This window comes from Streptomyces sp. CNT372 (assembly GCF_000377145.1).
Window position 1 is genome coordinate 254903 of record NZ_KB897777.1, and the last position, 16967, is coordinate 271869.

At 74.1% G+C, this 16967-nt stretch carries 21 protein-coding genes and 2 pseudogenes; 10 read left to right on the plus strand and 13 right to left on the minus strand.

Annotated features, from left to right (window positions below; translation table 11 throughout):
• Positions 1 to 168: 168 nt before the first annotated feature.
• From C593_RS0103705 to C593_RS0103715, 3 genes are read right to left on the minus strand one after another with little or no spacing between them, the layout of a single operon-like run.
• On the minus strand, positions 169 to 984 hold the full coding sequence (locus tag C593_RS0103705; RefSeq protein WP_018845967.1) for a metal ABC transporter solute-binding protein, Zn/Mn family: 816 nt from the start codon (positions 982 to 984) through the stop codon (positions 169 to 171).
• Positions 933 to 1805 (minus strand): metal ABC transporter permease, encoded by an 873-nt coding sequence (locus C593_RS0103710; RefSeq protein ID WP_018845968.1) that lies wholly within the window; start codon positions 1803 to 1805, stop codon positions 933 to 935. The genes C593_RS0103705 and C593_RS0103710 overlap by 52 nt, the downstream gene beginning before the upstream one ends.
• Positions 1802 to 2440 carry an ATP-binding cassette domain-containing protein gene (locus C593_RS0103715; protein ID WP_018845969.1) on the minus strand — a complete coding sequence of 213 codons (639 nt, stop codon included), beginning with the start codon at positions 2438 to 2440 and terminating at the stop codon, positions 1802 to 1804. The genes C593_RS0103710 and C593_RS0103715 overlap by 4 nt, the downstream gene beginning before the upstream one ends.
• Before the next feature lie 330 nt (positions 2441 to 2770).
• Here C593_RS0103715 and C593_RS0103720 point away from each other — a divergent pair, with 330 nt between their 5' ends.
• On the plus strand, positions 2771 to 2980 hold the full coding sequence (locus C593_RS0103720) for a hypothetical protein (RefSeq protein WP_018845970.1): 210 nt from the start codon (positions 2771 to 2773) through the stop codon (positions 2978 to 2980).
• Between the two features lie 55 nt (positions 2981 to 3035).
• On the opposite strand, the pseudogene C593_RS31255 reads toward C593_RS0103720, so the two are convergent.
• Positions 3036 to 3236, minus strand: a pseudogene (locus C593_RS31255) (citrate/2-methylcitrate synthase); the annotation flags it as partial.
• Between C593_RS31255 and C593_RS31260 the strand changes: the two are divergent.
• The 3 genes and pseudogenes from C593_RS31260 to C593_RS0103735 form a co-directional block, all read left to right on the plus strand.
• Positions 3227 to 3699: pseudogene (locus C593_RS31260) on the plus strand (DUF2083 domain-containing protein); the annotation flags it as partial. The pseudogenes C593_RS31255 and C593_RS31260 sit on opposite strands and share 10 nt — an antisense overlap.
• 293 nt (positions 3700 to 3992) lie before the next feature.
• Positions 3993 to 4646: a fasciclin domain-containing protein gene (locus C593_RS0103730; protein ID WP_018845972.1), complete on the plus strand. Its 654-nt coding sequence runs from the start codon at positions 3993 to 3995 to the stop codon at positions 4644 to 4646.
• A gap of 101 nt (positions 4647 to 4747) precedes the next feature.
• A complete protein-coding gene (locus tag C593_RS0103735; protein WP_158686796.1) occupies positions 4748 to 4999 on the plus strand; it encodes a hypothetical protein in 252 nt (83 codons plus the stop codon).
• Positions 5000 to 5030: 31 nt separating this feature from the next.
• Here C593_RS0103735 and C593_RS0103740 read toward each other — a convergent pair whose 3' ends face one another.
• From C593_RS0103740 to C593_RS0103755, 4 genes are all read right to left on the minus strand, one after another.
• Positions 5031 to 6053, minus strand: coding sequence for a hemolysin family protein (locus C593_RS0103740; RefSeq protein WP_018845974.1), 1023 nt, complete (start codon positions 6051 to 6053; stop codon positions 5031 to 5033).
• Positions 6050 to 7378, minus strand: a complete 1329-nt coding sequence (locus C593_RS0103745; RefSeq protein WP_018845975.1) for a hemolysin family protein — start codon at positions 7376 to 7378, stop codon at positions 6050 to 6052. Before C593_RS0103745 ends, C593_RS0103740 begins: the two co-directional genes overlap by 4 nt.
• Before the next feature lie 239 nt (positions 7379 to 7617).
• Positions 7618 to 8640 carry a hemolysin family protein gene (locus C593_RS0103750; RefSeq protein WP_018845976.1) on the minus strand — a complete coding sequence of 341 codons (1023 nt, stop codon included), beginning with the start codon at positions 8638 to 8640 and terminating at the stop codon, positions 7618 to 7620.
• On the minus strand, positions 8637 to 9971 hold the full coding sequence (locus tag C593_RS0103755) for a hemolysin family protein (protein ID WP_018845977.1): 1335 nt from the start codon (positions 9969 to 9971) through the stop codon (positions 8637 to 8639). The genes C593_RS0103750 and C593_RS0103755 overlap by 4 nt, the downstream gene beginning before the upstream one ends.
• A gap of 376 nt (positions 9972 to 10347) precedes the next feature.
• Here C593_RS0103755 and C593_RS0103760 point away from each other — a divergent pair, with 376 nt between their 5' ends.
• From C593_RS0103760 to C593_RS0103770, 3 genes are all read left to right on the plus strand, one after another.
• Positions 10348 to 10566 carry a hypothetical protein gene (locus C593_RS0103760; RefSeq protein ID WP_018845978.1) on the plus strand — a complete coding sequence of 73 codons (219 nt, stop codon included), beginning with the start codon at positions 10348 to 10350 and terminating at the stop codon, positions 10564 to 10566.
• A gap of 70 nt (positions 10567 to 10636) precedes the next feature.
• Positions 10637 to 11647: a sporulation protein gene (locus C593_RS0103765; RefSeq protein ID WP_018845979.1), complete on the plus strand. Its 1011-nt coding sequence runs from the start codon at positions 10637 to 10639 to the stop codon at positions 11645 to 11647.
• A 137-nt stretch (positions 11648 to 11784) separates the two neighbouring features.
• Entirely contained in the window at positions 11785 to 12240 is a 456-nt protein-coding gene (locus tag C593_RS0103770) for a tellurite resistance TerB family protein (RefSeq protein ID WP_018845980.1), read from the plus strand.
• A gap of 260 nt (positions 12241 to 12500) precedes the next feature.
• Here the strand turns inward: C593_RS0103770 and C593_RS0103775 are convergent, their stop codons facing one another.
• Together C593_RS0103775 and C593_RS0103780 are read right to left on the minus strand one after the other, a co-directional pair.
• On the minus strand, positions 12501 to 13436 hold the full coding sequence (locus C593_RS0103775) for a M56 family metallopeptidase (protein ID WP_018845981.1): 936 nt from the start codon (positions 13434 to 13436) through the stop codon (positions 12501 to 12503).
• A 4-nt stretch (positions 13437 to 13440) separates the two neighbouring features.
• Positions 13441 to 13845, minus strand: coding sequence for a BlaI/MecI/CopY family transcriptional regulator (locus C593_RS0103780; protein WP_018845982.1), 405 nt, complete (start codon positions 13843 to 13845; stop codon positions 13441 to 13443).
• Between the two features lie 212 nt (positions 13846 to 14057).
• Between C593_RS0103780 and C593_RS0103785 the strand changes: the two genes are divergently transcribed.
• Positions 14058 to 14633: a TerD family protein gene (locus tag C593_RS0103785; RefSeq protein WP_018845983.1), complete on the plus strand. Its 576-nt coding sequence runs from the start codon at positions 14058 to 14060 to the stop codon at positions 14631 to 14633.
• A gap of 49 nt (positions 14634 to 14682) precedes the next feature.
• Positions 14683 to 15000 (plus strand): twin-arginine translocase TatA/TatE family subunit, encoded by a 318-nt coding sequence (locus tag C593_RS28775; RefSeq protein ID WP_018845984.1) that lies wholly within the window; start codon positions 14683 to 14685, stop codon positions 14998 to 15000.
• 25 nt (positions 15001 to 15025) lie between these two features.
• Here C593_RS28775 and C593_RS28780 read toward each other — a convergent pair whose 3' ends face one another.
• Complete coding sequence (locus tag C593_RS28780) at positions 15026 to 15280, minus strand: hypothetical protein (protein ID WP_018845985.1); 255 nt, start codon at positions 15278 to 15280, stop codon at positions 15026 to 15028.
• Positions 15281 to 15526: 246 nt separating this feature from the next.
• Entirely contained in the window at positions 15527 to 15925 is a 399-nt protein-coding gene (locus C593_RS0103800; RefSeq protein WP_026277320.1) for a nuclear transport factor 2 family protein, read from the minus strand.
• A gap of 114 nt (positions 15926 to 16039) precedes the next feature.
• Here C593_RS0103800 and C593_RS0103805 point away from each other — a divergent pair, with 114 nt between their 5' ends.
• Positions 16040 to 16612 (plus strand): PadR family transcriptional regulator, encoded by a 573-nt coding sequence (locus C593_RS0103805; RefSeq protein WP_018845987.1) that lies wholly within the window; start codon positions 16040 to 16042, stop codon positions 16610 to 16612.
• A 46-nt stretch (positions 16613 to 16658) separates the two neighbouring features.
• Here the strand turns inward: C593_RS0103805 and C593_RS0103810 are convergent, their stop codons facing one another.
• Complete coding sequence (locus C593_RS0103810) at positions 16659 to 16844, minus strand: hypothetical protein (RefSeq protein WP_018845988.1); 186 nt, start codon at positions 16842 to 16844, stop codon at positions 16659 to 16661.
• Between the last annotated feature and the right edge of the window lie 123 nt (positions 16845 to 16967).

Sequence of the window (16967 nt, forward strand, 5' to 3'; positions counted from 1 at the left end):
CTCCGCCTGCGCGCGCCGGCACACCCGCCCCGCCGGCGCGCGCACCGGACACCACCTGCCCGTCCGCCGCGCCGGGCACCACGCACCCCGCCCGGCGCGCGCGCCGGGCACCACGCACCCCGGGCCCGGACCGCGCACGCGGTCCGGGCCCGGGGCGTACCGCGCGTCCTACGACGCCATGCCCTTCTTCAGCGCGTCCGCCGCGTTCCGGTACACGGCGAGCAGATCCAGGTCGTCGCCCGGGTAGTTGACGATCGGCACCTGCTTCGCGCCGGAGCCGGGGAGCACGGTCCCGGTCGACATGTGGGCGTTGTCGAGGACCAGGGCGGGCTTCTTCGCCGAGAGGTCCTTGAGCTGGCCGGGGGTGACCGCCTCCGGTCCGAAGGTGCCGACCGTCGTGGCCCCCGCCATCCGGGCGGCCCAGGCGGTGAAGACCTGGCTGACCACGTTCGGGCTCTTCCCCTCGGGCCAGGCGGACTTCAGCTCCTTGCCCAGCGTCGCGTACTCGGCGTCGAAGGTCTTCTGCCAGTCCGCCGCCGCGCCACCGGTGCCGAACTTCTCGGCCAGGCGCGCGACTTCGGCCTTCACCTTCGCCGGGTCGTTGTCGAGGGCCACCTCGACAAGCTCCCCCTTGGACCCCGCCGCCTCCTTGATCTTCTCCGCGTAGGGCTCGAAGGGCGCGTAGAGCACGAAGTCGGCCTGGGCGACGGCGGCCAGGTCGGAGGGCTTGGGGTCGTAGTCCGGGGCGTGGTGCACCGACTGCGGGACGATCACATCGATGTCCTTCGCCCCGGCCGCCTTGGCGAAGGCGCCCTCCCAGGTGGTGGTGACCACCACCTTCGGGCCGTCGGCGGCCGCCTTGTCCTGCGGCTTCGCGGCCGGGGAGTCGTCGGCGGCGCAGCCGGTGACCAGGGTGAGGGCGAGGCCGCAGCTCAGTGCGAGGAGGGCAGGGACGGCAGGGATGCGGACGCGGGTGCGCGCCATGAGCGGTTTCTCCGTTCGGGTACGAGATGGACCCCGAGGACGACGGCCCCCGCGGTCAGGACGAGGACCGGGCCGGGCGGCCAGTCCAGCCAGAGGGCCACCAGGAACCCCGTCAGGTTGACGGCGACGCCGATCGTCACCGCCCACAGAGTGATCGAGGTGAGCGAGGTGCCCAGCCGCCGGGCCGCGAGGGCGGGCAGCAGGGTGAGCGCGTCGACCAGCAGGGCACCGGTGAGCTTGATGGCCCCGGCGACGGAGACCGCCACCAGGACCAGCAGCACCAGGGTCAGGGCCCGGACCGGGACGCCCGAGCACTGGGCGAGTTCCCGGTCGTGGAGGAGGAGGGCGAGGTCGCGCCGGCGCCACCAGAAGAGGCCGGGCGCCACGACGGCGAGAACGCCGAGGACCACGAGGTCGGCGGTGCCGACGGACAGGATGGACCCCCACAGCAGCGCGAACGCGCCCGAGGCGTTGACCCCGGAGACGGCGAGGACCAGCAGGGCCGCCGCGATCGCGAGGCTCATCAGCAGGCCCATCGCGCCCGACAGACCGCTCGGGGTCCTGGCGAGCGGTGCGACACCCGCCCCCGCCAGCGCGCAGGCCACCAGGGCGCAGACCAGCGGATCGAGCCCGGTCAGCAGCCCGACCGCCACCCCGAGCAGGGCCACGTGCATCATCGCGAAGCGCACCGGCATGATGTCGAGGCCGACGATCACCACGCCGACGACCGGCAGTCCGACGGCCGCGAGCAGCAGGGCGAATCCGGCCCGCTGGACGGGTACGAGTTCGAGGAGGGCCCCGAGTTCGGCCGGGCTGTTCACCGGACCACCTCCCGCAGCCGTCCGGCGGCCATCTCCAGGACCCGGTCGCAGTGTTCGGCGAGGGCCCGGTCGTGGGTGACGACCACCAGCGTCACGGGCAGGCCGGTGAGTACGTCGGCCGCCTCGTCCTGGCCCGCGAAGTCCAGCGCGGCGGTGGGTTCGTCGGCGAGCAGCACCTGGGCGCCGGCGGCGACGCAGCCGAGCGCCCGGGCGAGGTACATACGCTGCAACTGGCCGCCGGAGAGCGTGTCCAGGGGGCGATCGAGCACCCCGCCGACACCGAGGCGCCCGGCGGCCCGGGCGGCCTCCTCCCGGTGGCCGCCGCTGGCCAGCAACTCGCCGCCCAGCAGGGGGAAGCGGCCGGTGGCGGGCTTCTGGGGGACCCAGGCGCAGTCCCGTCGCCGCCGCGCCCACTCGGCGCCGGACCGGGCGTCCCGGCCGCCGACCAGGACCGTTCCGCTCACCTGCCGGTGCAGGCCGAGCACGGCCCGCAGCAAGGTGCTCTTCCCCGACCCGTTGGTTCCGGTCAGGGCGACGCGCTCACCGGCGGCGATCTCCAGATCGACCCCGTCCACGGCCACCACCCGCCCGTGCCGGCAGGTCACCCCCCGCAGCCGCACATCGAGCCCGCCCATCGCTCCCACCCCTCCCCGGCGCCGGACGGCACCGGGCCGCCCGCTCACGGGGCAGTAGTCGGACGCGCCGGTCCGGAAGTTCCCGCGCGCCGGGAGAGTTTCCCGTTGGCCGCCCGTGCGGGCCGCTCACCAGGTAGTCGTGGGCGGCCCCCGTCCGGTGCCCGTGGAGTGGCGGGTTCCGGGGGCATCGGGGGCACGGCCGGGCCGGGGTGTGCATCCGGTCGCGGGCGTGCGCCCGCTTGACGGGGGCGCGGGACGGGCAGGGTCCTGGCGTCCGGACATGTCGGACGCGAGGTCCGGAGCCGGAAGCCCCAGCGAGAGGTGAGCGTGATGACCGACGTGCGAGACCTGGAACCCGTAGCGACGTTCTGCGGCAACTGCGACTGCGGCTGCCCGCAGTTGTTCGTCGACGAGAGCGCTCCGGCCGAGCGCCGGGTCGTGATCACGGACGACTTCGGCCAGCAGGTGCGGATGAGCGCCGACCAGTTCGCGTCCCTGGTCGCCGAGGCAAAGGCGGGCGCCCTGGACGCGATCGCCTGACCGGCGGGCGGGCGAGCCCGGGGCCGAACGGGTCACCGGGTGCTACGGGGGCGGGCTACGGGGCGGCGGCCGGGACCGGTCGCCGCCCCGGCCCGTCGTAGGAGGCCAGTGGCCTGACGAGGACGTTGCGGGCGAGCTGTTCGGTGATGTGGGCGGACCAGCCCCCGATGCGGCTCATCACGACGACCGGGGTGAAGAGCGGGATGTCGAAGCCCATCAGGTGGTACGCCGGCCCGGCCGGGTAGCCGGCGCGGGGTGCCGTTCTCCTTCCTGCGGGTCGACCGGGCCGGGAACACCTCCAAGCGCCGGTCCGCGACCGGCTTCCACTTCTCCCGCCTCGGCGGGACCTGCCCGCTGCGGACGGTGTACGCGGCGTTCTCCGCCGCCGGCCGGACCCTGACCCAGGTCGCCGAGATGCCTGACGGGAAGCGCTACTTCTGGGTCGCGCGCACGGTGAGCCGGGGCGGGCACGGGCACCGGGCCCCGCGCGCCGAGTTCGCCGTCGCCCTCGGCTGCGAACTCCGCCACGCCCACCGGCTGGTGCACGCCGAGGGCGTCGCCCTGGACGACCCCGGGCGGCGACCCCGACCGGCCCGGGCTGCCGTATCTGCGAACGCCGCAACTGCGCCCAGCGCGCCCGGCCCCCGGCCGGCGGTCTCCTCGCCGTCGACGCGGACCGGCGCACCCTTGTGCCGTATCCGGTGGTCACGGAGGGCTGAACGGCCGTGCGGCGCCCCGGAGGCCGGCAGCCCGGGAATTTCTTCGTCCCGGGACCAATCCGGGGCGGCCGGTGCGCCGAATAGAGGGCGTGACGATCAACGCGAGGTTCCCGCAGCGGCACCGGCCGAGTCGCGCCGGTGCGGCCGGTGCCGCGCGAAGACCGTGACCTGACGACCCCCTCGGCACGCCCCGGCCGGACGCCGACCGGGCCCCCGCGCCCCGCGCCTCCCCCGGACGTACCGCACCCTCCACCCGTCACTCAACGCAGTCGACCGACCACTCAGGAGTCACCATGAACGCCCTCCGCTTCCGCCGCGCCGCCGTCGCCGTGACCGCCGCCGCGGTCCTGCCCCTCGCCCTGACGGCCTGCGGCGGGGACGACAGCTCCTCCGACGCGGCCGCGGACAAGAGCACCAGCGCCCCGGCCGAGAACAAGGCGAGCCCCACCGCCGACGCCTCCGCCCCCATGGAGGGCCCCTTCGGCCCGGCGTGCGCGTCCGTGCCCGAGGACGGCGCGGGCTCCTTCGACGGCATGGCCCAGGACCCCGTCGCCACCGCCGCGTCCAACAACCCGGCGCTGTCCACCCTGGTCACCGCGGTCAAGAAGGCGGGCCTGGTCGACACCCTCAACAACGCCCAGAACATCACCGTGTTCGCGCCGACCAACGACGCCTTCGCCAAGATCCCGAAGGCCGACCTGGACAAGGTCCTCGCCGACAAGGAGATGCTGACCAACATCCTCACCTACCACGTGGTCGGCGAGAAGCTCACCCCGCAGCAGCTGGAGAACGGCACCTACGAGACCCTCCAGAAGTCGACCCTCACCACCGCGGGCTCCGGCGAGGACTACACCGTCAACGACTCCTCCAAGGTCGTCTGCGGCAACGTCCCCACCGCCAACGCCACGGTCTACATCGTCGACACGGTCCTGATGCCCAAGTCCTGACCGCAGGAAGGTCCCCGGCCGCCCCGCCCCCCGTCACCGGCTCCGGTCGTCGGCGGGACGCGGGCGGCCGGTGCCGTGAGCGACCCGAGCGGGCTCACCAAGTGGCACCCCGGCTGAAGGAACTTTGCGAGCTGCAGGGCAGGCTGCGCTCCCATGTGATCGCGCTGGGCCGGATCACCCGCATCCCGGACCCCGCCGGCCACCTCCGCGGCGCGGCCGAGGCCGCGATGCCGGGGAACGGGGCACCGGCGAACGGGGCACCGGCGGCCGGGACACCGGCCACCGCGGGCGGCCCGGCCGCGAGCCCGGCCGTGCCGCCCCAGCAGCCGCCGCCGGCCACCACGTCCCCCTGAGCGCCCGGGCCTCGCCCCCGCCGGACTCCCCCTACGCCGCCCGGTCCAGCCCCATCAGGCGGGCCAGGAGGTCGTCCAGGCTGATCAGGCCCGTCAGGCGGCCCGTGTCGTCGCGGAGGACGGCCAGCGAGGCGCGGTTGCGGCGGAGTTGTCCGACCGCGTGGATCACGCTGTCCGTGGTGCGCAGTTCCGGCACCGGGCGGGCCAGACGGCGGGCGTCGAGGGTGCGGCCGCGGGTGCGGGCGACGAGGGCGTCCCGGGCGTGGACCGAGCCCACGACCGTGTCGCCGTCGCGGACCAGCAGCCGGGAGCGGTCCGCGCCCGTCGCCACCGCGAGGACGGTGTCCAGGTCCGCGTCCGCCGGGACCGTGACGATCTCCGCCGCCGGGGTCTGGAGCTCCGCGACCGGGGTCTGCGGCTCGGTGAGGGAGCGGGTGATCAGCTCCGAGTCGGTCTTGTTGATCAGCCCCAACCGCTCCGACTCCACGACCAGATGGGTCAGCTGCTCGCGGTTGTGGACCGCGGCCAGCTCGTCCCGGGGCTGCACCCGGCAGAGCCGCACCAGCGCGTTGCTCACCTTGTTGAGCAGGGTGATCAGCGGCCGCACCACCCGCACCACGGCCCGGAACGCGGGGGTCAGCAGCATCGCCGAGCGCTCGGGGTGGGCGATCGCCCAGGACTTGGGCGCCATCTCGCCGACGACCATGTGCAGGAAGACGACGACCACCATGGCGAGGGCGAAGGCGATGCCGTAGCTCAGCCCGCTCGGCAGGCCGAGCTTCTCCAGCAGCGGGTCGATCTCGTGGGAGATGGCCGGCTTGGAGATGGAGCCCAGGCCCAGTGTGCAGACGGTGATGCCGAGCTGCGCGCCCGCCAGCATCAGGGACAGCTCGCGCATACCGGCGAGCGCCGCCTTGGCACCGCGCTGACCGTCGGCAGCGGCCTTCTCCATGCGGTGGCGCTTGGCGGCGACCAGGGCGAACTCGGCCGCGACGAAGAACCCGCTGCCGATCAGCAGCAGGACGGTGACGAAGAGGGCTGCCGGGAAACTCATGACTGCGCCTCCTCGGCGCCGGCGTGCGGTACGGGCGCGGTGCGCTCGATGCGCACCCGCTCGGGAACATGGCGGTCCAGGGTGAGGACCCGGATGTCGACACCGTCCACGGTGAGGCGGTCGCCGATGGCCGGGAAGCGGCCGAGCCGGTCGATGACCAGGCCGGCCACGGTGTCGTAGTCCTCCTCCTCGGGCAGGTCGATGCCCGTGGCGGCGCCGACCTCGTCCAGCCGGCGCCCGGCGTCCACCAGCCAGCCGTCCCCGTCCGGGACGGCCAGTTCGACGACGGTGTCGCTCTCGTCGGCGATGTCCCCGACGAGTTCCTCCGCGATGTCCTCGTAGGTGACGATGCCCGCGACCCCGCCGTGCTCGTCGAGGACGACGGCGAACTCGTCGTCGCGCTCCCGCATCTGGGCCACGGCGTCCGGCAGCGGCAGGGTCTCGGGCAGCAGCAGCGGACGGCGTGCGGCACGGCCCGCGGTGACGTGGTCCAGCCGGTCGGCGGGCAGCTGCATGAGGTCGCGGACCCCGACCACACCGGCGACGTCGTCGGGGTGGTCGCCGAAGACCGGGTAGGTGGAGTGGCCGTGCCGGGCGATCAGGTCGACCGCGGCGGCGGCCGTCGCGTCCCGGTGGACGAACACGGCGTCGGCCCGGGGGACCATCACCTCGCCGAGGGTGCGCTCGGAGAACTCCACCGCGTGGTCGAGGAGTTCGGCCGTGTCGGGCGGGAGGTGGCCCTGCTCGCGGGACTCGCCGATCAGATGGCTGAGCTCCTCCAGGGTGGCGCCGTGGTGCAGTTCCTCCACGGGCTCGATGCCGACCCGGCGCAGCAGCCGGTTGGCCGCCCCGTCGAAGACGTGCACCACCGGCCCGACGACCTTGAGGTAGACCAGGGTGGACGCGGCCAGGCTCTTGGCCAGCCGCTCGGGGACGGCGAGGGCGAGGTTCTTGGGCGCCAGTTCGCCGAGCACCATCTGGATGACGGTGGCGAGGACGAAGGCGAGCACGACGGAGACCGCCACGACGGCTCCCCCGGGCAGGCCGATGCCCTCCAGCACGGGCCGCAGCAGCGCGGAGACCGAGGGCTCGGCGAGGAAGCCGACCACCAGTCCGGTGACGGTGATGCCCAGCTGGGCGCCGGAGAGCATGAACGACAGGCGCTCCAGCACCTTCAGGGCGCGGGCGGCCCGCTTGTCGCCGGCCTCGGCCTCCCGGGCGAGGGCGAGGCGGTCGGCGGCCACGTACGCGAACTCCTGCGCGACGAAGTAGCCGGTGCCGGCGGTCAGCACGAGGACGGCCAGCAGGCCGAGAACGGCGGTCACCGGCGCCCCTCGGGGAGGTGCGGGCGGTGCGGCTGGTGCGGCTGGTGCGGGCGGTGCGCGCGGCGGGCCCGCGGGCGCGGGTCCGTCACTCTGGCGGACAAGGGGTGCTCCTTCGGGAGGCGTGGTGGCGTGGTGCGGAAGGGGAGGGGGAGGGGGAGGAGAGGCGGAGGTGCCTGCTCACCGGGCGGCGCGGCCGGGCCGGCGCGACCGCCGGGCGGCGGCCGCCCGGCGGTCGGGGATCACCGCGCGCCGGCCGCGGGGCCGACGAGTTCGCCGAGGACGTCCTCCATGGTCACGTAGCCGATGACGGTGCCGCTCGCCCCGGTGACGGCGGCCAGGTGGCTGCCGTCCGTGCGGAGAGCGGTGAGGGTGTCGTCGAGCGGCGTGTCTATCCGGACGCGGGTGACCGGGTGCAGCGCGGTCCGCGGGAACGGCCGGTCGCGGTCGGTGACCCCGAGGGTGTCCTTGATGTGCAGGTAGCCGAGGACCGTGCCGCTCGGGCCGATGACCGGGAAGCGGGAGAACTTGGCCGCGGCCGCGGCCCGCTCCAGTCCGGCGGGGGTGACCGTGTGGTCCACGGTGTGCATCCGGGCCGCGGGCACCAGGATCTCGCCGACCGGGCGGGTGCCCAGCTCCAGGGCGTCGCGCAGCCGCTCCCCGTCGGCGGGGGTGAGCAGTCCGGCCTCGCTGGAGTCGTCGACCATCCGGGCGAGCTCGTCGTCGGTGAAGACCGACTCCACCTCGTTCTTGGGCTCCACCTTCAGCAGGCGGAGCAGCAGGTTGGCGAAGGCGTTGATGGAGAAGATCACCGGCCGCAGCGCGCGGGTCACCGCGACCAGGGCCGGGCCGAGTGCCAGCGCGGTCTGCGCGGGCGCGGCGAGGGCGATGTTCTTGGGCACCATCTCGCCGATCAGCATGTGCGCGTAGGTGGCCGCGGTCAGCGCGATGGCGAAGGCGATCGGGTGGACCAGGAAGCCGGGCATGTGGACGGCCTCGAAGACCGGTTCCAGCAGGTGCGCGATGGCCGGTTCGGCGACCGCGCCGAGGACCAGGGAGGACACCGTGATGCCGAGCTGGGCGGTGGCCATCAGCTGGGAGAGGTGCTCCAGCCCCCACAGGGTGCTGCGGGCGCGCTTGTTCCCCTGCCGGGCCGCCGGTTCGATCTGGCTGCGGCGGACCGAGATCAGGGCGAACTCGGCGCCGACGAAGAAGGCGTTGGTCAGCAGCGTCACGCCGCCGATGATCAGTTGGAGCGTGGTCACCGGGCTTCCTCCAGGTCCTGCTGGATCAGCCGGGCGGGCCGGCTGATGAGCACCCGGTCGGCGCGGTGGTGCTCGACGTCGAGGACGTCGAGGCGCCAGCCGGCCACCTCGACACAGTCCCCTTCGACGGGGATGCGGGCCAGGGTGGTGGCGATCAGGCCGGCCACTGTCTCGTAGGGGCCGTCCGGCGCGACGAGTCCTATGCCGAGGAGCTGGTCGATACGGACGCCGCCGCCCGCCTCCCACGCGGTGCGGCCGTCGTCGGCGGACGGCGCGGGCAGCAGGTCGGGGATCTCCAGCGGGTCGTGCTCGTCGCGGACCTCGCCGACGACCTCCTCGACGATGTCCTCCACGGTGGCGACCCCGGCGGTGCCGCCGTACTCGTCGATGACCACGGCCATGGTGTGCTCGGCGCGCATGCGCTCCAGCAGCCGGTCGGCGGGGAGGCTGTCCGGGACCACCAGGGGGGCGGTGGCGAGGGAGAGCACGGGGGTGCCGGGCCGCCGCTCGGGGGCGAGGGCCAGCACGTCCCGGATGTGGACCGTGCCGACGACCTCGTCCAGGGTGTCTCGGTAGACGGGGAAGCGGGAGAGCCCGGTGGCGAGGGTGAGGTTCGCCGCGTCGGCGGCCGTGGCGTGCGCCTCCAGCGCGACGACGTCCACGCGCGGGGTCATCACGTTCTCGGCGGTCAGCTCGGAGAGGTGGAGGCTCTTCACGAACAGCTCGGCCGAGTCCTGCTCGATCGCGCCCTCGCGGGCGGAGTGCTCGGCGAGGGCGACCAGCTCCTCCGGGGTGCGGGCCGAGGCCAGCTCCTCGGCCGGCTCCAGGCCGAACCGCCGGACGAAACGGTTCGCGGTGCTGTTGAGGTGGCGGATGAACGGGCCGAAGGCCCCGGTGAACGCCCGCTGGGGGGTTGCGACCACCTTGGCGACGGCGAGCGGACGGGAGATGGCCCAGTTCTTGGGGACCAGTTCGCCGATCACCATGAGGACCACGGTGGAGAGGACCACACCGAGCACGGTGGCCACGCCGGACGCGGCCCCGCCGAGTCCGAGGGCGCGCAGCGGCCCGCGCAGCAGGGCGGCGATGGAGGGTTCCGCGAGCATGCCGATGACCAGCGAGGTCACGGTGATGCCGAGCTGGGCGCCGGAGAGCTGGAAGGTCAGCCGGCGTACGGCGGCGAGGGCGCTCTCGGCGCCGCGTTCACCGGAGGCGGCGGCGCGTTCCAGCTCGCCGCGCTCGACGGTGGTCAGCGAGAACTCGGCGGCCACGAACACCGCGCAGGCGAGCGTGAGCGCCAGGGCCAGCAGGAGCAGCAGGATCTCTGTCACCGTGCCACCCCCGCTCCTTCACGCCGGTGGCGTCTGCGGGTGGTGGCACGGCCGGTACTGGGAGGTTCACCCATCGGGGGTCCGTCGCTCCTTCTCTTCAGGGAGATGGCGAAGCGCCGCGGGCGCGGGCTTCTACAGTCACTGTAAAGGAATGGCAAACGGATCCGGGGGGTGTGCTTGCCCACGATCGGCGGCACGCGGTGCCCGGAGGCGGACCGGGATGGTCGATTTCCGGACTCTTCTGGAAATGGCTGGTAATCACCTTCGGTGAAGACCCCCTCACCCTATCCTTCTACATGCATGTAGAAGCTGCCGCGCACCCGCCCGTCCCGGGGGTGCGGGCACACCAGGATTCCGACTCCCGCAGGAGGACGCCGTGACGGCGATCGATCTGGGCAAGGTGCTGGACAAGGCATGGGCGGACAAGCCGCTCGCCGAGGTGCTGGCGGCCCCCGTGGCCGCCCTGAAGGGCGTGTCCGACCGCGACGGCGAACTGCTCGCGGAGGCGTTCGGCGTGAAGACGGTCGCCGATCTGGCCGAGCTGAAGTACGTCCGCTGGGCCCAGGCCCTCGCCGCCCTGGAAGCCGCCAAGTAGGACCCGGACGCCCCCCACAGGGGCGTCCGGCCGCTCAAATCGCAAGGATCACGAAGGAGAGAACGCCACGATGGTGTTCACACGCCTGCTCGGCGCGCTCGGCGTCGGCGGCCCCGAGGTCGACACGGTCCTGACCCCCGGCGCGGTGCAGCCCGGCGGGGACCTCACCGGCGAGGTACGCCTCAGAGGCGGCGGCGCCGACGTCGAGATCGAGCACATCACGCTCGAACTGGTCGCCCGCGTGGAGGCGGAGACCGAGCACGGGGAGCAGGACGGCACGGTCCCGTTCGAGCGCTTCACGGTCGGGGGCGGGTTCCGCCTCGGCGCCAAGGAGGAGCGCGCGGTGCCGTTCACGGTCGCGCTGCCGTGGGAGACGCCGGTCAGCGAGCTGCACGGCCAGCCCCTCGGCATCGTCCTCGGCGTCCGCACCGAACTCGGCATCGCCGGGGCCCGGGACAAGGGGGACCTGGACGCCCTCGCCGTGCGGCCGCTGCCGGTCCAGGAAGCGGTCCTGGAGGCGTTCGGCCGCTCGGGCTTCGGCTTCCGCTCGGCGGACCTGGAGTACGGCCGGATCGGCGGCACCGGGCAGCAGCTCCCCTTCTACCAGGAGATCGAGCTGACGCCCTCACCGCGGTACGCCCACGCGGTGAACGAGATCGAGGTGACCTTCCTCGCCACCCCGGGCGCCGTCGAGGTCGTCCTGGAGGCCGACAAGCGCGGTGGCCTCCTGACGGAGGGCCATGACACGGTGACCCGCTTCACGGTGAGCCAGTACGGCACCGAGCACACCGACTGGGACGCCGAGGTCGACGGCTGGGTCCGCCGGCTGGTCGAGCACCGCGCCGCGTACGGGACGCACGCGCCGTACGGGGCCGGGGCCCACGCCCCCCACGACCACGCGCACCACGACCACCACGGGCACGGGCACCGGTCCGGCCCCGGGATGGGGACCGCGGTCGCCGCCGGGGCCGCGGGCCTCGCGGTCGGCGTCGCGGGCGGACTGGTCGCGGCCGAAGTCGTCGACGAGGTGGGCGACTTCTTCGAGGGCGACGAGGGCGACGAGGAGGGCGAGGAGGGCTGACGGGGGCGAGGAGGACCGAGGCGCCCGCACCTCGCCCGCCCCCTCCTGATAACTTCTACAGTGCTGTAGAAGAAACCCCGTCCGTGCCGCTCTCCCCCGGGCGGCACGGACGGCCCCCGACACGACGGAGACTCCTCATGGCCCTGTGGGACCGCATCAAGGAATCCGCATCGACGATGCAGACCCAGCTCGTGGCGAAGAAGAACGACCTGAAGAGCGGCGCCTTCCGCGACGCGTCCATGGCGATGTGCGCCCTGGTGGCCGCGGCCGACGGCACGGTCGACCCCTCGGAGCGGCGCCGGGTGGCCCAGTTGATCGCCACCAACGAGGTTCTGCAGAACTTCCCCGCCGACGACCTCCAGCGGCGCTTCGACGCCAACCTGGACAAGCTGGTGGCCGACTTCGACTTCGGCAAGGTCGGCGTGATGCAGGAGATCGCCAAGGCGAAGAAGAAGCCCGCCGAGGCGCGGGCCGTGGTCCAGATCGGCATCGTCATCGGCGGCGCGGACGGCGACTTCGACAAGACCGAGCAGGCGGTCGTACGCGAGGCGTGCTACGCGCTCGACCTGCCGCCGCACGAGTTCGACCTCTGACCGCCCCGGGCGGTCCGCCGGGCCTCCGGGCCGGGCCCGTGCCAGGAGCCCTGGGGCCGGTCCCGGGTCCGGCCCGGAAGGGGCGGCCCGGAGGACGCGGCCTCGGAGCGGACAGTGGCTGACGCGGCCTCGAAGCTGGCAGCAGCAGACGCGGCCTCGGCGGGCAGGCCCCCGGGGCGGGCGGGACCCGGCCGGACGGGCCCCGGTCACGGTCCCGGAGTGAGCCCGTCCGACGCGGGGGCCGCCCTGGCGGCAGCCCGTCAGAGCGGGGTCGCCGCCCGGAGGATGAAGTACAGCGTGACGGCGGAGTTGGCCGACGAGGCCGCCGAGATCGTCGCCCCGGCCGCCGCACCCCACACCGCGAGCCCCACCGTGGTGGAGAGCGGCGGCCACACCCGTACCGCCGGTGGCGGCCCGAGCAGGGCCGCCACCCGGCGGGGCACCGGCCCCGCCGCCGCGAACCCGGCGAGCGTCGCGACGGGCGCGCCCCGCGAGACCAGCCCCGCCTTGCCGATCGCCCGGGCCACCGCCCGGCGGCTGCCGACGGCCGCCGCGGCCTCCTCGTCGGCCCACCGCTCCGCGGTGTAGGCGACCGCCGTACGCAGCGGCCGCAGAAAGGGATTGGCACGGGCGGCGAGCTGCACGGTCAGCAGGAAGCGGTGGTGACGCCCCGCCAGATGCGCCCGCTCGTGGGCGAACAGCGCCCGCCGCTCCGGCCCGTCCAGCGCGGCCAGCATCCCGCTGGTGACCACCACCCGCCCGCCGCGCGGTCCGCCGGGCAGCGCGTACGCGTACGGCGTGCGGTCCGGCAGCACCGCCACCGGCCTCGGCGGCAGCCCGGCCAGCGCCCGCGCGGCGCGGCGGCGCACCCGCCCATGCCGCCGGGCCACCTGGGCGCAGGACAGCAGCACGCCCGCCAGCGCGGGTATGGCGGCCTTGCCCGCGACCTCGTCGTACGGGAGCGCCGCGCGCACCTCGGGGTCGGACCAGCCGTCGGGAAGCGGGTTGCCGGGGAGTTGCGCGGTGCCCACGACGACCAGCAGGGCCAGGCAGAGAGTGCTGCACAGTGCGAGGACGCCGGCCACGGCGGCCAGCAGCCGGGTCGCCGTCCGCGGGTGCAGGTGCTGCTCGGCGAGACGGGCGACCGGCCAGGCGGTGAGCGGCAGGACGAGCGGCAGGAAGACGAAGACCCCCATGAGGTCAGTCTTCCCTGTCGTCCGCCGCGTGGGCCAGCAGTTCCCGGAGCAACTGCTCGTCGCCGGGCGGCAGGGCGGTCACGAAGCTGGCGAGCACCGCTTCGCGGTCCGTCTCCGCGTCGAGCATCCGGTGCATCCGCAGGGCGGCCAGCCCGGCCTCGTCGGCGGTCGGCGTCCACTGGAAGGAGCGCCCGGCCCGCTCGCGGGTGACCGCCCCCTTGGCGTGCAGCCGGGTCAGGATCGTGATGACGGTGGTGTACGCGAGGCCGCCACCGAGGCGCTCCTGCACCCACGCGGCGTTGACCGGGCCCGGGGCGCGGCGCAGGGCGGCGAGCACCTGCCCCTCCAGCTCCCCCTGACCCCGGCGCCGGGGCTGCGGGGAGGCTCCACCCTGGTTCTGGCCCGTCATGCCGTATCCCTCCGTCCGTGCGCCCGCCGTGCCGGTGACCGCCGCCCCTGCGCCCTCGCGCCCAGACGCCGGAACGGTCCATCGTACGCAGGGGCCGGTACCGGAGCGGTCTTCCCGATGACCCCACCGGCCTTCTACAGTGATGTAGATTTTTTCGCGCACGAGCGCACACGGGGAAGCAGCACGGGAAGCAACGGGGAAGGGGAACCACCATGGGTGTCAGCCTCGGCAAGGGCGGCAACGTCTCGCTGAGCAAGGAGGCTCCGGGCCTCACCGCGGTCGAGGTCGGCCTCGGCTGGGACGTGAGGACCACCTCCGGCGCCGACTTCGACCTCGACGCCAGCGCCCTGCTGCTGAACGCGAGCGGCAAGGTCGTCTCCGACAGCCACTTCGTCTTCTACAACAACCTGAGGAGCCCGGACGGTTCGGTGGAGCACACCGGCGACAACCTCACGGGTGAGGGCGACGGCGACGACGAGTCGGTCAAGGTCAACCTCGCCGCGGTGCCCGCCGAGGTCACCCGGATCGTCTTCCCGGTCTCGATCCACGACGCGGACGCGCGCGGCCAGTCCTTCGGCCAGGTGCGGAACGCGTTCATCCGGGTCGTCAACCAGACCGGCGGTGCGGAGCTGGCCCGTTACGACCTCTCCGAGGACGCCTCCACCGAGACCGCGATGGTCTTCGGCGAGCTGTACCGCCACGGCGCGGAGTGGAAGTTCCGCGCCGTGGGCCAGGGTTACGCCTCCGGCCTGCGCGGTATCGCACAGGACTTCGGCGTCAACGTCTGACGGTCCGCCCGCCCCGCACGACACCCACCCCAGACGAGAACGGAAACCGGTGTTCGGACTCAGCGAGCTCGCGATACTCCTGATCGTCCTCCTCATCGTGTTCGGCGCGAAGAAGCTCCCCGAGCTCGCCCGCAACGCGGGCAAGGCGGCACGCATCCTCAAGAGCGAGGCGCGGACGATGAAGAACCAGGACGGCTCGGACGCCCCCGCCCCCGGATCGCCGGCGGCCCACGGCACCGTGGCCCCGGCCCCGGGCCCGGCCGCCCACGACCCCGGCGCCCCGACGGCGGGGGCGCCGGCGGCGGACCCACGCGTCATCCGGGGCGAGACCGTCCCCGGCCCGGTCCCGCCTCCGCCGGGCTCCTGACACGCAGGGCCCGGCATCCGGCGCCTCAGGGCGTCGGGTCGCCCTCCGGGCCCGTCCCGGTCCACGGGTCCTCGTACACCGAGTGGGACGGGCCGCGCGTGGGCTCCGCCTCGGGGTGGGCGAACGGCCCGGACCGGGTCCCCATCATGATCATCACGATGCCGACCACCACGACCACCACCACGGTGAGCGCCAGCCCGACCGGATTGTTCGGGTTGAACTCGTAGTTGCTCGTCCCCCACCGGCTGCGCCGGATGACGGGCTCATGACGGTCCCCCACGCGACCCTCCCTCTCGCTCCCGACGGCCGCTGCCCCTTCCCGGCAGTACCGGCCGCCCGGGTTCCACCGTAGGCGCGGAGAACGGGCAGGCATCAGCCCCCCGACCGGCAGGGACCCACCCACCCGGCCTGCCGGAACCCGGCAACCGGGCCCCTTCACGCCGGGTACGGCTTCCGGAGCGGGGCCCGCCCACGCCCACGCCCGGGCTCGGCCCACGCCCACGGGTCCGGCCCGGCGCCGGGCCGGTCAGGCGGTGGTGCCCGACGCCTCCGCGCGGATACGGTCGAACTGCGCCCCCATCGCCTCGGAGAGCGCCTGCGCCGCCGAGAGCGGGCGGACCATCACGGTGAAGTCGTCGATCAGGCCCTCCTCGTTCAGGTGGAGGAAGTCGCAGCCCTCGATGGTGAGTTCACCCACCCGCGCAGTGAACACCAGCGCGTGGTCGCGGCCGTCCGGGTCGCCGATCTGCCGGACGTAGCGGAAGTCCTCGAAGACCCGCGAGACCCCGCGCAGGATCGCGGCGGTGATCGCCTTGCCCGGGTACGGGCGGAAGGCGACCGGGCTGGTGAAGACCACGTCGTCGGCCAGCAGCGCGGCGACGGCGTCATGGTCCCCGGCCTCCACGGCCCTGCGGAATGCTTGCACGGTCCACTCCCTCGCTCCGACCGGCGCCGGTCCGTCCCTACCGGGCCGACGCACATACTCAACAATTTGAATAGGTGCGGAGGAGAATAATCACCCCGGTGCTAGCGTGTCCAGATGTCCTTGAAGCACGCGGTCCTGGCGGCCCTCCTGGAGGGCGAGGCGTCCGGCTACGACCTGGCCAAGCTCTTCGACGCCGCCGTGGCGAACTTCTGGTCCGCGACCCCGCAGCAGCTCTACCGGGAGCTGGAACGCCTCGCCGGCGAGGAGCTGATCAGCGCCCGGGTGGTGGTGCAGCAACGACGCCCGGACAAGAGGGTGTTCACACTCACGGAGGCGGGCCTCGCGGAACTCGCCGCGTTCACGGCCGAGCCGCCCCGGCCCACCGCCGTCCGGGACGACCTCCTGGTGAAGATCCAGGCGGTGGACGCGGGCGATCCGGCCGCCGCCCGGGCTCTGGTGGCGGCGCGCGCCGAGGCGTCGCGTCAGAAGCTGGCCCGGTACGAGCGGCTGCGCGAGCGGCTGCTGGACGGCCGGGACGAGGAGCGGTACCTGCGCGAGGCGGAGCGGGTCGGCCCCTATCTGACCCTCATGCGGGGCCGGGCCTTCGAGGAGGAGAACCTGCGCTGGTGCGCGCGGGTGCTGGCGGTCCTGGACGAGCGGGCGGCCGGCGGCCGGGAGCGGCGCTGACCCGGGCGGATCCGTGGCACCGGGTCACACCGGGCGTCGGCAGCCGTCAGGCGAGGGCGATGAAGAGGCCCAGGGTCACCAGCGCGAGCACCGCCCCGTACACGGCCAGGGTCACCGACCGGGCCTCCGCCGAGGGGTCGCCCCCGCCCCCGGCCCTGCGGAGGCCGACGACGGACCGGGCCATCAGAACGAGCGCGGCCGCACAGCAGGCGGCGATCAGTGAGTCGGTCACGCGGCGACGATCTCACGGACCGTCAGGGACCGCATCCGGAGCCGTCCCGCCGGGGCCCTCCGCCGGCTCGGCCGGAACGGGCTCTGCCAGGGCGGGCTCTGCCGGGACGGGCTCGGCCTGGAC

Coding starts and splice junctions, on each gene's coding strand:
- C593_RS0103705 (WP_018845967.1), bottom strand. CDS start 984: ATGGCGCGCACCCGCGTCCGCATCCCTGCCGTCCCTGCCCTCCTCGCA.
- C593_RS0103715 (WP_018845969.1), bottom strand. CDS start 2,440: ATGGGCGGGCTCGATGTGCGGCTGCGGGGGGTGACCTGCCGGCACGGG.
- C593_RS0103720 (WP_018845970.1), top strand. CDS start 2,771: ATGACCGACGTGCGAGACCTGGAACCCGTAGCGACGTTCTGCGGCAAC.
- C593_RS0103730 (WP_018845972.1), top strand. CDS start 3,993: ATGAACGCCCTCCGCTTCCGCCGCGCCGCCGTCGCCGTGACCGCCGCC.
- C593_RS0103740 (WP_018845974.1), bottom strand. CDS start 6,053: ATGAGTTTCCCGGCAGCCCTCTTCGTCACCGTCCTGCTGCTGATCGGC.
- C593_RS0103765 (WP_018845979.1), top strand. CDS start 10,637: ATGGTGTTCACACGCCTGCTCGGCGCGCTCGGCGTCGGCGGCCCCGAG.
- C593_RS0103770 (WP_018845980.1), top strand. CDS start 11,785: ATGGCCCTGTGGGACCGCATCAAGGAATCCGCATCGACGATGCAGACC.
- C593_RS0103775 (WP_018845981.1), bottom strand. CDS start 13,436: ATGGGGGTCTTCGTCTTCCTGCCGCTCGTCCTGCCGCTCACCGCCTGG.
- C593_RS0103780 (WP_018845982.1), bottom strand. CDS start 13,845: ATGACGGGCCAGAACCAGGGTGGAGCCTCCCCGCAGCCCCGGCGCCGG.
- C593_RS0103785 (WP_018845983.1), top strand. CDS start 14,058: ATGGGTGTCAGCCTCGGCAAGGGCGGCAACGTCTCGCTGAGCAAGGAG.
- C593_RS0103805 (WP_018845987.1), top strand. CDS start 16,040: ATGTCCTTGAAGCACGCGGTCCTGGCGGCCCTCCTGGAGGGCGAGGCG.